We start from the raw sequence: 13191 nt of genomic DNA on the forward strand, positions 1-13191 counted from the left end.
GAAGCTCATGTTCTTTCCGGGGCGACAACAACAAGGCGGGGAACATCCCGTCGACAATAAGCGGCACGCCCACGTGTCCAACATGGAGTAAGATATGAAATTGAAGACCCTATTGATGGGGGCTGTCGCATCGACGGCGCTTGCCCCTATGGCCTTTGCCGAAGCCCATGAGGGCGAGCGGGGCCGCGACGGCGAAGTCAAAATCATCTATTGGCAGGCGCCTTCGATCCTGAACCCCTATCTGTCCAGCGGCACAAAAGACGTCGAAGCCTCCTCGCTGGTTCTCGAACCGCTAGGCCGCTACGACCAGAACGGCGCGCTGGTGCCCTATCTGGCGACCGAGATTCCGACGCTGGAAAACGGCGGCGTGAGCGAAGACCTCAAGACCATCACATGGAAGCTGAAAGACGGGCTGATGTGGTCCGACGGCACCCCCGTCACCGCCAATGACGTCAAGTTCACCGCCGATTACTGCATGAACCCCGAAGGCGGCTGTGCGCAGCTGGCCAAATTCGAAGGTGTCTCCTCGGTCGACGTGGTCGATGACCAGACAGTCAAAGTTACCTTCTCCGAGCCGATGCCGAACCCCTACGGCCCCTTCATGGGCGGCCAATCCCCGATCATTCAGGCGGCACAGTTTGCCGATTGTACCGGCGCCAAAGCGCCTGAGTGCACCGAGGCCAACTTCAACCCCATCGGCACCGGCCCCTTCACCGTCACCGAGTTCCGCCCGAACGACGTGATCACCATGGCCGCGAACGAGAACTACCGCGACCCGAGCAAGCCTGCCTTCGCCACGCTGACCTTCAAAGGCGGCGGTGACGCGACAGCGGCGGGCCGTGCCGTGATGGAAACGGGTGAGTTCGACTACGCCTGGAACCTGCAACTGGCCCCCGATGTCATCGCCAAGATGGCCGAAGGCGGCAAAGGCAAGCCCATGTCGGCTTTCGGCACGCTGGTTGAGCGTCTTGAACTGAACATGACCGATGCCTCCCCCGATCTGCCGGAGGGTGAGCGCGCCACGGCCAAACACCCGCACCCGATCCTGAGCGATGAGAAAGTCCGCCGGGCGCTCTCCATGGCGATCGACCGCGAACTGCTGGTCGAGGTCGGCTACGGCCAAGCGGGCCGCGCCACCTGCAACATGGTGCCTGCGCCTGAGCTTTACGCCTCTGACAACACCGACTGTCTGACCCAAGACATCGAAGGCGCCAAGGCGCTGTTGGACGAAGCGGGCTGGGTTGACAGCGATGGCGACGGTGTGCGTGAGAAGGACGGCGAGAAACTGTCGCTCCTTTACCAGACCTCGACCAACGCCGTGCGTCAGGACTTCCAAGCGCTGATCAAAGATTGGTGGAGCCAGATCGGTGTCGAAACCGAATTGCGCAACATCGACTCTTCGGTCTTCTTCGGTGGCGACCCCGGTTCGACCGACACGTTCCAGCGTTTCTATGCAGACGTTGAAATGTACGCCAACAACTTCGACGGCACCGACCCGCAGAGCTACCTTGCCCAGCGGACCTGCGCCAAGTTCCCAAGCCCGGAAACACAGTGGCAGGGTGAGAACATCAACCGCTTCTGCAACGAAGAGTATGATGCGATGGTGGCCGAACTGGGCCGCACCGGCGAAATGGAAAAGCGTGGCGAACTGGCCAAAAAGCTGAACGACATGCTGACCAAAGACAGCTACTCGATCCTGCCGCTGGTGGACCGTGGCCGCGTCTCGGCTGCTTCCAACACCCTTGGTGGCGTTGTTCTGAACACATGGGACTCCGAACTGTGGAATGCCGCCGATTGGTACCGCATGGAAGAGTGATCTAGGACGGAGGCGCGGCAGGCCCGCGCCTCCCTTCACCGACCTTCGGGGGAGTGCGTCATCCGCGCGCCCCCGTCTCGCCCCCACCCCCTCACAGACTGACCTACAAAGGCGACGCCCATGTTGACCTTCACCATCCGACGACTTCTTTTGTCGATCCCGACGCTTTTGTTTATCAGCCTGGTGATTTTCCTGCTGCTGCAACTCGCCCCCGGCGACCCGATGGCCCAAGTGCCGCTGACGGTCCCGCCCGAGGTAAAAGAGAAGATGCGCGAAGCGCTCGGCCTCGGCCAGCCGATCTATATCCAATATTGGAAATGGCTCGTGCAGGTCTTTTGGATCGAGCCGCAGGTCTTCATCGACTATCTGACCAACCGCTCCGCCCTGTTTAGCTGGCTGCCCGATACGGCGCTTTCCGAAGGCAAGCTGCGCGTGATCTCTTGGCAGACCCGTTCGCCGGTGATGGACATCGTGATCCAGCGCATGCCACAGACCCTTTGGGTCGTGGGGCTGGCCTATATCGTCGGCATCGTCATCGCGATCCCGATCGGCATCTACTCGGCCTACCGTCACTATTCGGTCTTCGATCAGGCCGGGACGTTCATTACCATGATCGGCTTTTCGATCCCGCCCTTCTTCACCGGTCCGCTGCTCATCGTAATCTTCTCGGTCTCTCTGGGCTGGCTGCCGTCGATCTATGACACGACCCATGTCGTGAACGATTGGGAGAGCTTCAAGGTGCAGTTCTTCCAGATGATCATGCCGGTGATGGTGCTGGCGCTGCAAACCACGGCGCAGATCAGCCGCTACATGCGCGGTGCCATGCTCGACAACCTCAATCAAGACTACGTGCGCACCGCCCGCGCCAAGGGTCTGAAGGAAAGCGTCGTGGTCATGGTCCATGTGCTGCGCAACTCGATGATCCCGGTGGTCACCGTCATCGCGCTTGGCATGCCCGCGATCTTTGGCGGCGCCATCATCACCGAGAACGTCTTTAAGGTGAACGGCATCGGCCAACTGCTGCTGACCGCGCTACGCGCCAACGACCTGCCGATGGTGATGACCCTAACCTTCATCTTCGCGGTGCTGATCGTGCTGTTCAACCTGATCGCAGATATCCTCTACGGCCTGCTTGACCCAAGGATCCGTTATGACTGAGCAACCCATTCCCGCAAGCCCGGTCGAAGCCGACCTCGAGTTCATGAAGGCCCTGCAAGACAAGGGCCCGCAAAAACCGCCGCGCAGCCAATGGCGCGATGTTTGGGACCAGTTCCGCAAGCACAAAGGCGCGCTTTTTGGCGGAGGTTTCCTGATCTTCATCACGCTGGCGGTGATCTTTGGCCCCTATCTGTGGGACATCGACGCCAAGAAGCTGGACATCCGTAACAAGAACTGGCGGCCGATCTATACGCTGCTCTGGAACGGCGATGCGAAGGCGGGCTGGGCCCATCCCTTCGGCACCGACCAGCTGGGCCGCGACATCCTTGCGCAGATGCTCTTTGGCGGGCGGGTGTCGATGGCCGTCGGCTGGATGGCGATGGCGCTGGCGTTGATCATCGGCACCGCCGTCGGCGTGCTCTCGGGCTTTTTCAAGCGTATGGATTTCTGGCTGATGCGGTTCACCGACCTGATCCTCAGCCTGCCGATCCTGCCTCTGGTCCTGCTCGCCGTGACGCTCTTTGGCCAACCGCTGCGGGCGCAGTTCGGGCCGGAGGGCGGCATGTTCATCCTCATCGTCTCGGTCATCAGCCTGACCTCATGGATGCAGACGGCGCGGATTGTGCGCGGCGACATTCTGGCGCTGAAAGAGCGTGAATTCATCCTCGCCGCGCGCTCCATCGGCACCACCCCGGGCAAGATCATCCGCCGCCACCTGCTGCCCAACGTGATCTCGCCCATCATGGTCTCGGCGACCTTGGGCCTCGCCACGGCAATCATCACCGAAAGCGCGCTGAGCTTCCTTGGCGTCGGCTTCCCGTCGGACTTCCCCACATGGGGCAAGCAACTGGCCGATGCCGTGGACCGGATGCAGGAGTTCCCTGAGCGGGTGATGCTGCCGGGCATCGCCATCTCGCTGACGGTGCTGGCGGTGAACTACCTCGGCGACGGTCTGCGCGACGCGCTCGACCCGCGCATTCGCGGACGCTGAGCAAAATAAGAACCGACCGGCCCCTGCCCCCTTGTGGCAGGGGCCGATTGTTTCACGCCCCTTGACGCAGGGTGAACAGCGTCGCCCCTTTTCCCATCAATACGGAATTTAATTCACCCCTCTGAAGATCAGCCCTGTGCGCTTTCACTTGATTGTGACCCGCGCCCGCTCCAAATGGGAAATAATTCCGCTTTCGAGGGTTTTCGCGATGTTTGAGTCTTTCGGCTTTGAAGAGACGACAGCAAAAGAGGCGTCCGTTCTGCTGGCGGCCCTCATCGGGCTGGCGTTCGGCGTGCTGGCGCAGCGCACGCGGTTTTGCTTTCGCCGCAGCCTCGTGGGCGAAGATCGACGCCAAGCGCTTGGCATCTGGCTGACCGCACTGGCGCTGGCCGTGATCGGCACGCAGGCCGCCGTGGCCGCCGGATGGATCAATTTTGACGCGCATCGCTTCATGGCCAGCGACGTGCCGCTTTTGGCGATTGCCCTGGGCGGGCTGCTCTTTGGCGCGGGCATGGTGCTGACACGCGGCTGCATCTCGCGCCTCACAGTGCTGACAGGGGGCGGCAACCTGCGTGCGGCGCTGGTGGTGCTGGTCTTTGCCGTGGTGGCCCATGCGACGCTGAAAGGCGTCTTAGCACCGCTGCGCGTGGCGCTCGGCTCCGTCACCGTGAATATGGGAGAGAACGTGAGCCTCGCCGCCCTGCCCGGCGGTGCGCTGCTCTGGGCCGGTGTGATCGCGGTGGCGGCGCTGGCCTATGCGCTGCGCTCGGGCAACCGTCCGGGGCAACTGGCGATGGCGGCGCTGATCGGTCTCTTGGTCCCCGCCGCATGGGTGGGCACCGGGTTCATCCTGTTCGATGAATTCGACCCGATCGCGATGGAGAGCCTCAGCTTCACCTCCCCCTCCGCCGATACGCTGTTCTGGACCATCGCCAGCAGTTCGATCCCCGCAGGCTTCGGCACCGGGCTATTGGGCGGCGTCTTTGTCGGTGCGCTGATCGCCAGCCTTTTCGCGCGGGAGTTCCGGTGGCAGAGCTTTGACGCCCCCCGCCAGACCGGGCGCTACCTGACCGGGGCTGCCATGATGGGCGTGGGCGGCGTGTTGGCCGGGGGCTGCACCTTGGGCGCGGGGCTCTCCGGCGTGCCGACGCTTTCGGTCGCAGCCATCGAGGCCATCGTGATGATCGCTTTGGGCGGCTTGGCCATGCAGGCGCTGCTCAACCGATCTTCCGCCGCAGACGGCGCAGCGTCCACCACACGCCAAGCACAACCGGCAGAGTGACAGCGGCGGTCAGCAGCCCCTTGCTGCCCCCCAGTGGCGCAGCAAGCGGGTAGAGCAGATAGCCCGCCAGCGACACCGCGTAATAGCTGATCGCCACGACCGACAGCCCCTCTACGGTGTGTTGCAGGCGCAGTTGTAGATCGGCGCGGCGGTCCATACTGGCAAGGATCGCTTGGTTCTGGGCCGAGCGTTCCACATCCACCCGCGTCCGCAAAAGATCCGCTGCCCGCAGTGCCCGCGCGGCGAGGGTCTGCAAGCGCGTCTCGGTCGATTTCACCGTGCGCATCGCGGGCGCATAGCGGCGCATCATGAACTCGCCAAAGCCCTGCCGCCCCAGAAAACGCGCCTCACGCAGGGCTGAGATGCGTTCATAGACGATGGCCTCATAGGCCCCCGTGGCGGCGAAACGATAGGCGGTCTCTGCCGTCAGCGCCTCCAGTGCGATCGACACGTCCAAGAGCGCGTGCAGCGTTTCCTCAGCCGCCGTACCCGCCCCGCTGCGCATCGCCCCCATGAGCGTCGATAGCTGCCCGTCCAGATCGTTCAGCGCCCCGGCCATATCGCGCGCCTGCATGAACCCCAGCATCGACATCGCCTTATAGGTCTCGATCTCGCAGAGCCGCTGCACGATCCGCCCAATCCGCCGCTGGCCGGTCGTCGCATCGGTGAAGAGCGCGAGGCGCAGATGGCCTGCGGGATCAATCCGAAAGTCGCTGGCCACCACCGCCGCCCCGTCCAGCACCTCTGCCGCGGCGAGGCTTTCGGGCACGAACCAGTCCTGCAAATGCGCCGCGATCTCATCGTCGGCTTCCGGCTTCGGCAGCACCGCAAGCAGGGCCGAGGTGATCCGCTCCCCCTGCACTTCGGCCAGCCAATCCTCTGGGAAGGCGTCGAAATCCGTGGCGGCGAAAGGTAGGCTCCGGCCTGAGGGGGCGATGACCGTATAGGTGACGAACTCGGTATGCTGCTCCCATTTCAGGGTGAAGCGGCCCATCTCTCCGTAATAATGCGTGGCCGCCGCATCGGCGCGCGGGGCGCCGTAATGGGCCAGCAGCGCGTTTAACTCGGCCTGCGGCACGGCATCGGGCGCAGGTTTCACCGCGAGAAAGGCAACCCGAGAGGGCGCGGCAAGCTGCGGAAACGGGCGCGCGTGCATTTCGCCGGTAAGGGCAAGCCGCTGCGGGTGGTCTTTGATCGGGGCCATGACGGGGTCCGCTGTTGGGTGTATCCCGTCAAGAATAGCGTCATTGCCGCCGATGAACAGTGAAAAATCACGTCTTTTCAGAGGGTTGATGCATACCGAAGTATACCGCAAGGCCATAACGGCAAACGCCCCACCGTTTCCGGCGGGGCGCTCATGGGGTGGGCCGGGAATTTTTCAAAAATTCCCAGCCGTTTTCTTTAAAAGAAAACGTTAGTCGATCAGCGGCAGCAACTTGTCGAGGCTAGCCTTCGCGTCACCGTAGAACATCCGCGTGTTGTCCTTGAAGAACAGCGGGTTCTCGATGCCCGAATAGCCCGTGCCCTGCCCGCGCTTGGAGACGAAGACAGTCTTGGCCTTCCAGCATTCCAGCACTGGCATACCGGCGATGGGGCTGTTGGGGTCTTCCTGTGCCGCGGGGTTCACGATGTCGTTGGAGCCGATGACGATGGCCACATCCGTATCCGGGAAATCGTCGTTGATCTCGTCCATTTCCATCACGATGTCATAGGGCACCTTGGCCTCGGCCAGAAGCACGTTCATGTGCCCGGGCAGACGGCCCGCCACCGGGTGGATGGCGAAACGCACGTTCTTGCCCTTGGCGCGCAGCTTCTTGACCAGATCGCTGACAGCACCCTGCGCCTGCGCCACCGCCATGCCGTAGCCGGGGATGATGATGACACTGTCGGCCTCATTGAGCGCCTGTGCGACACCGTCGGCCTCGATCGCCACCTGCTCACCCTCGACCTCCATCGCGGGGCCCGAGGTGCCGCCGAAGCCGCCGAGGATGACGCTGATGAACGAGCGGTTCATCGCCTTGCACATGATGTAGCTGAGGATCGCACCCGAGGAGCCGACCAGTGCGCCGACCACGATCAGAAGATCGTTCCCGAGCGAGAAGCCAATCGCCGCTGCGGCCCAGCCGGAGTAGCTGTTCAGCATGGAGACAACCACCGGCATGTCAGCGCCGCCGATCCCCATGATTAGGTGATACCCGATGAACAGCGCCGCTAGCGTCATGACAAACAGCGGCAGGAAGCCCCCGGTGTTGAAGTACCAGATCAGGCACAGAAGCGAGATCAGCGCGGCACCGGCATTGAGCAGGTGACCGCCCGGCAGTTTCGTCGCCGCAGAGCTGACGCGACCCGCGAGCTTGCCATAGGCGATGACGGAGCCGGTGAAGGTGACCGCACCGATGAAGACGCCGAGAAACAGCTCAACCCGCAGGATCGCAATCTCGACGCTGTCCTTCTTGGCCAGCAGCGCGGCAAAGCCCTCGGTCGCCTTGCGCGCCACATCGTCCATCGCCAGCACGTTGCCCAGTTCGATATGGGCGTTGTAGCCCACGAAGACGGCGGCGAGGCCCACGAGGCTGTGCATCGCCGCGACCAGCTCGGGCATCTGCGTCATCTGCACGCGGGTGGCCAGTTGGTAGCCGATGGCGCCGCCCGCGGCGATCAGGATCAGCGAGAGGAGCCACAGCCCCGCCCCCGGCCCGATCAGCGTGGCGATGACCGCCAGCGCCATGCCTGCAATGCCGTACCATACCGCGCGCTTCGCGCTTTCCTGCCCCGACAGACCGCCGAGCGACAGGATGAAGAGAACCGCTGCGACCACATAGGCCGCTGTCGTGAATCCGTATTCCATGATGCTCGCTCCTTCAGGATTTCTGGAACATGGCGAGCATGCGCCGTGTCACGAGGAAGCCGCCGAAAATGTTGATCCCACACATAAAGACCGACAGGGCAGCAAGAAGGATCACCAACCACGAGCCCGAGCCGATCTGCATCAGCGCGCCCAGAATGATGATCGAAGAGATCGCGTTGGTCACCGCCATCAGCGGCGTGTGCAGGCTGTGCGCCACGCCCCAGATCACTTGGAAACCGACGAAGACCGCCAGAACGAAGACGATGAAGTGCTGCATGAAGCTGGCGGGGGCCACGAGGCCCACACCCAGCAGCAGCGCCGCCCCCACGGCCAGCAACGTGACCTGGTTCTTGGTCTGCTGCTTGAAGGCCGCCAGTTCCTCGGCGCGTTTCTCTTCCGCCGTCTTCTCCTTCGGCTTTTCCTTCTTCGGCGCCGCCGCGATGGCCGCGACCTTGGGCGGTGGCGGCGGGAAGGTCACTTCCTTCTCGTGGGTGATGGTGGCGCCGCGGATGACATCATCTTCCATGTCGTGGTTGATGACCCCGTCCTTCTCGGGCGTGAGGTCCGCCATCAGGTGACGGATGTTGGTGGCGTAAAGCGTCGAGGCCTGCGTCGCCATGCGCGAGGGGAAGTCGGTGTAGCCGATGATCGTGACACCGTTGTCGGTAACGACCTTCTCGTCCATCTTGGTGAGCTTGCAGTTGCCGCCCTTCTCGGCGGCGAGGTCGACGATCACGGAGCCCGGCTTCATCGCCTGCACCATGTCCTCGGTCCAAAGCTCGGGAGCCTCCCGGTTGGGGATCAGCGCGGTGGTGATGACGATGTCCACATCGGGCGCCAGCTCGCGGAACTTGGCAAGCTGCGCTTCGCGGAATTCGGGAGAGGAAACAGAGGCATAGCCGCCCGAAGCCGACCCATCGGCCTGTTCTTCTTCAAAGTCGAGATAGACAAACTCAGCGCCCATCGATTCGACCTGTTCGGCCACTTCGGGGCGCACGTCGAAGGCCAGCGTGATCGCACCGAGCGAGGTTGACGTGCCGATGGCGGCAAGGCCCGCAACGCCCGCGCCGACGACCAGCACCTTGGCCGGGGGCACCTTGCCCGCCGCCGTGATCTGACCGGTGAAGAAACGACCGAAGTTGTTGCCCGCCTCGATCACCGCGCGGTAGCCTGCGATGTTCGCCATGGACGACAGCGCGTCCATCTTCTGCGCGCGGCTGATGCGCGGCACCATGTCCATCGCCATGACGGTCGCGCCCTTCTCGGCAGCGGCCTCCATCAGCTCGGTATTGCCGGCGGGGTTGAACATGGAGATCAGCGTCTGGCCTGCGCGCAGGTGCTTGACCTCATCCTCAGAGGGCGGGCGCACCTTGGCGACCACATCGGCGGCCTCGTAAAGCGCGGCGGCGGATTGCACCACCTCGACATCCGCGGCTTCATAGGCGGCATCGTCAAAGCCCGCAGCCGCCCCGGCGCCCGTCTCGATGACGCAGCTATGCCCGAGTTTTTGCAGTTGCAGCGCGCTTTCCGGGGTCATCGCGACCCGGTTCTCGCCCTCAAATATTTCTTTTGGTGTCCCGATCTTCAAACCAAGAGTCCCCCTTTGCTGGCCCGTCGCGCCGCTCTGGCGCAACTTTGTTAGTCAGAGCGATAGCGCGCGCGCAGCAATAGTACAAGCAAACCGCGGGGTGAAACGGTGCAAAATTGCTGCACCGCGACATCGGAAGAACGGTTTGCTGTTTTTGGCGCAGAGATAGAACAGCCGTTCCACCCTGCGCCAGTAGCATGGCCCGAGGGCCATGCCGAAGTGTCAAACGACGGCTAAGTCGCGATCAAAGACCGGGGATCAGACGCGCCAAGCCGCGCTGGTCAAAGGTGGTGCCACGATCCGCGCCGAAGTTGATCTCACCGCCCAGACCGACGAAGGGTTCGGAACCGCTGATGCCGCCGCCCTCGACTTTGGCCGAGCCAACCTCAAGGAACAGGTTGGTGTTGACCGATACGTCGCGATCAAGACGGATAGCGAAACGCGACAGATCGCCGGTGTCATCGTCGGCAACATCATAAGAGCCCGTCAAGCCAAAGCCCTCCTGCATCTCATAACGGGCTTTGACCCCGCCGAGAGTGCCGTCGCCCAGATCGGTGTCGACATTGGCGATATAGCCCTCGAACTCCCATTCCTGAACTTCGTAGCCAACCTCGATCCCGACGATGTCAGCTTCGGCGCCCTCAACGTCTTCAAAGGTGTAGAATGCCCCCAAGGATGTCGCGTCGTTCAGGTGATAGATACCGTGCAGGCCCAGCAGCGTGCTGTCGATATCGGTGAAGTCGAAATCGTGGTAGGCGGCATCGATCTGCAAGCTGAAATCGCGGCTGAACCCCAGTTCCATCGCACCTTCAAGGCCCCAATGGCTAAAATCAGTATCCTCCGCGAATGCGGAATAAGACAGCCCGACCGAACCGCCGGTGACTTCTACGGCACCCGCCGTTGTCGCGCCCAATGCGAAAGAGGCGGCCAGCGCCAGAGAGGAAATTTGCGGAAAATTCATGATACTGCTCCAATACAAAACAGGGCCCTGTGATCAGGTCGCCCGCTGCAACCTGTGAGGGAATATTTAACCAGCTACAAGGGCGGTGGCAGGGGGTTGGCCCAACTGTGGCCGCACCGCAACGCCGCCCCTCCAGCCGCCCCGAAAATAACGCCCCGTCATCAAAAGCTGCCTATTGTACTGCCGCCCCCGCCGCGCCACCCTGCCCGCAAAGGGGAGGCATTATGACACTAAAAGACAAACACGCATTCATCACCGGCGGCGGCACTGGCATCGGCCTTGCCATCGCGCAGGACTTGGCCGCCAAGGGCGCAAAGGTTACCATCACCGGGCGGCGGCAGGAGGTGCTCGACGCCGTGTCAGGCGATGGCATCAGCGGCATGGCGATGGACGTGCGCGACGAGGCGCAGGTCACCGAGACCATCGCCCGCGCGGTTGAGGCCAATGGCCCGGTGCAAATCTGCGTGGCCAATGCGGGGGTGGCCGAAGGCCGGTCACTGCATAAAACCGATCTCGATTTCTGGCGCGACATGATGGCGACCAATCTCGACGGGGCCTTTCTCACCATCCGCGAGAGCTTGAAATCCATGCGCCAGACCGATTGGGGCCGGGTCATCGCCGTGTCCTCCATGGCCGGGCTGCGCGGCCTGCCGGGGGCGGCCTGCTACTCGGCCTCGAAACACGGGATGATCGGGCTGATCCGCTCGCTCAGCGAAGATTACATGGGCCAACCCTTTACCTTCAACGCGCTCTGCCCCGGTTACGTCGACACCGAGATCATCGCGCGCAACACGCAGGCGATCTCCAAACGCGCCGGGCTCTCCGAGGAAAAGGCTCGCGATGTCATGGTTAATGCCAACCGCCACAAACGCCTGATCGCGCCCTCGGAAGTGGCTGCCGCGGCGGCATGGCTGGTCGGCGAAGGCTCCGAAAGCATCAACGGCCAGTCGATCGAAATCGCTGGCGGGCAAATGTAGCGGCGTTAAGGTTGCTTTAACCAAGCTGCGCCAAGCTCAGGGCCATGAGAGACAGCCCTTCATCCCATGGCCCGAACAGCTATTTCTTTACCCTGCGCCTCGCGCGGCGCGATGATGATGCGCTGCTGCGGCATATCACGGCCCTGCGCCAAGCGATGCGGGAGACTTTGGCGCGTAAACCGTTCCGGATCGATGCCATCGCCATCTTGCCGGATGTGCTCCATACGGTCTGGACCCTGCCGCCCGACGATAACGATTACGGCAACCGGATCGGCATGTGGAAGGGGCGGTTTTCCCGCCATCTCCCCCCGGCCCCGCATCGCAGTCTCCGGCAGATCAAACGGGGCGAGAAAGGGATTTGGCAGCGGCGATTTTGGGAGCATCGGATCCGCGACCCCGCGGATTTTGAACGGCATTGCAGCTTGGTGCACCTCAGCCCCGTGCATGCAGGCTATTGTGACCGTCCTGAGGCTTGGCCTTACAGCTCCTATCGCCGCGCCTGTTCACGTCCGGCAGCGCCTCAGGGCGCGAAAGCGGGGCCGCTAGAGGAGGACGCGGTTTTGGATGATGATGTAACGCCGCTGAACCACGCGGCCCCAGCTGTTGCGCCATTGAGCGGGCTGCACAGTTGAAAGGCGTCGAGGCAAGGCACCCGTTAGCGGTGCGATCGGGGTCGCGGGGGATCGACAGAACGACTGCGTCGCGATGCAGGCTGCCGCGCCCCGAGAAGCGCGGCGCGCGTTTATTGAGAGTGCAACGCGCGCGCCCTGCGCCCCGCCTTACTGCGCGGCGGTCATCACCGGCATGGCCGATCCATCTGCCGCCCAAGCCCGCACCGCCGCGCCGAAATGTTCGAACAGCGGGCGCGAAACGGGGTCATTGGCCGCGTTCCACTCGGGATGCCATTGCACGGCGAGGGTAAAGCCCGGCGCGTCTTTGATATAGATCGCCTCGGGCGTGCCATCATCCGCGTGGCCGTCGATCACCACGCGCGGGCCGGGTTCCTTGATCCCCTGCCCGTGCAGCGTGTTGGTCAGCACCTTGGACGCGCCCATCACACGGTGGAACACGCCGCCTTCGGTAAAGCTCACGTCATGGCGCAGTTCAAATTTCTCTTCGATGGTGCCATCGGGGGGCATCCGGTGGTTCATTCGCCCCGGCAGATCGCGAATCTCAGGATAGAGCGACCCACCCATGGCGACGTTCACTTCCTGAAACCCGCGGCAGAGGCCGAGGAAGGGTTGGCCCCGCGCCACACAGGCCCGTACCAGCGCCAGCGCGACGGCGTCGCGCGCGCGGTCAAAGGCACCGTGGGCCTCCGTCTCAGGCTCACCATATTCTTCGGGATGCACATTCGGGCGCCCGCCGGTCAGCAGGAAACCGTCGCAGACCTCCAGCAATTCCTCGACCGAGACAAATCGCGGATCGCTCGGCACGATAAGCGGCAGACAGCCCGAAACCTCGGCAATCGCTTCGGTGTTCATCTGCCCGCCCGCGTGGACGGGGTATTGATCGTTCAGCAGGTAGGAATTGCCAATGATACCAACGACAGGTCGGGCCATGAGTTACC

The 13191-nt window shown here is 63.0% G+C and carries 11 protein-coding genes; 6 read left to right on the plus strand and 5 right to left on the minus strand.

All coding sequences use genetic code 11. The annotated features are described in order from the left end of the window. Window positions 1-94 precede the first annotated feature (94 nt). From ACGYLI_RS00595 to ACGYLI_RS00610, 4 genes are all read left to right on the plus strand, one after another. Window positions 95-1816: a peptide ABC transporter substrate-binding protein gene (locus tag ACGYLI_RS00595; RefSeq protein WP_168612027.1), complete on the plus strand. Its 1722-nt coding sequence runs from the start codon at window positions 95-97 to the stop codon at window positions 1814-1816. Between the two features lie 120 nt (window positions 1817-1936). Beyond that, window positions 1937-2974 (plus strand): ABC transporter permease, encoded by a 1038-nt coding sequence (locus ACGYLI_RS00600; RefSeq protein ID WP_394416307.1) that lies wholly within the window; start codon window positions 1937-1939, stop codon window positions 2972-2974. Beyond that, on the plus strand, window positions 2967-3965 hold the full coding sequence (locus tag ACGYLI_RS00605) for an ABC transporter permease (protein ID WP_271693412.1): 999 nt from the start codon (window positions 2967-2969) through the stop codon (window positions 3963-3965). The genes ACGYLI_RS00600 and ACGYLI_RS00605 overlap by 8 nt, the downstream gene beginning before the upstream one ends. A 208-nt stretch (window positions 3966-4173) precedes the next feature. Continuing rightward, window positions 4174-5247: a YeeE/YedE family protein gene (locus ACGYLI_RS00610; RefSeq protein WP_394416309.1), complete on the plus strand. Its 1074-nt coding sequence runs from the start codon at window positions 4174-4176 to the stop codon at window positions 5245-5247. Here ACGYLI_RS00610 and ACGYLI_RS00615 read toward each other — a convergent pair. The 4 genes from ACGYLI_RS00615 to ACGYLI_RS00630 form a co-directional block, all read right to left on the minus strand. After that, complete coding sequence (locus tag ACGYLI_RS00615; RefSeq protein ID WP_394416311.1) at window positions 5183-6451, minus strand: DUF3422 family protein; 1269 nt, start codon at window positions 6449-6451, stop codon at window positions 5183-5185. The genes ACGYLI_RS00610 and ACGYLI_RS00615 overlap by 65 nt on opposite strands. Window positions 6452-6661: 210 nt before the next feature. Next, the gene (locus ACGYLI_RS00620; protein ID WP_394416314.1) at window positions 6662-8095 is read right to left on the minus strand and encodes an NAD(P)(+) transhydrogenase (Re/Si-specific) subunit beta; all 1434 of its coding nucleotides are present in this window, start codon (window positions 8093-8095) and stop codon (window positions 6662-6664) included. Window positions 8096-8108: 13 nt separating this feature from the next. Beyond that, the gene (locus tag ACGYLI_RS00625; RefSeq protein ID WP_394416316.1) at window positions 8109-9683 is read right to left on the minus strand and encodes a Re/Si-specific NAD(P)(+) transhydrogenase subunit alpha; all 1575 of its coding nucleotides are present in this window, start codon (window positions 9681-9683) and stop codon (window positions 8109-8111) included. 244 nt (window positions 9684-9927) lie between these two features. Further along, entirely contained in the window at window positions 9928-10644 is a 717-nt protein-coding gene (locus tag ACGYLI_RS00630; RefSeq protein WP_394416319.1) for a hypothetical protein, read from the minus strand. Window positions 10645-10868: 224 nt separating this feature from the next. On the opposite strand from ACGYLI_RS00630, the gene ACGYLI_RS00635 reads away from it, so the two are divergent. Then, complete coding sequence (locus ACGYLI_RS00635) at window positions 10869-11621, plus strand: SDR family NAD(P)-dependent oxidoreductase (protein WP_394416321.1); 753 nt, start codon at window positions 10869-10871, stop codon at window positions 11619-11621. 44 nt (window positions 11622-11665) lie between these two features. Continuing rightward, window positions 11666-12253, plus strand: coding sequence for an REP-associated tyrosine transposase (locus ACGYLI_RS00640; RefSeq protein ID WP_394416324.1), 588 nt, complete (start codon window positions 11666-11668; stop codon window positions 12251-12253). A 147-nt stretch (window positions 12254-12400) separates the two neighbouring features. Here the strand turns inward: ACGYLI_RS00640 and ACGYLI_RS00645 are convergent, their stop codons facing one another. Further along, window positions 12401-13183, minus strand: coding sequence for a gamma-glutamyl-gamma-aminobutyrate hydrolase family protein (locus ACGYLI_RS00645; protein WP_168612018.1), 783 nt, complete (start codon window positions 13181-13183; stop codon window positions 12401-12403). Between the last annotated feature and the right edge of the window lie 8 nt (window positions 13184-13191).

This window comes from Sulfitobacter sp. 1A13421 (genome assembly GCF_043557285.1).
GTDB classification, from domain to species: domain Bacteria; phylum Pseudomonadota; class Alphaproteobacteria; order Rhodobacterales; family Rhodobacteraceae; genus Sulfitobacter; species Sulfitobacter faviae.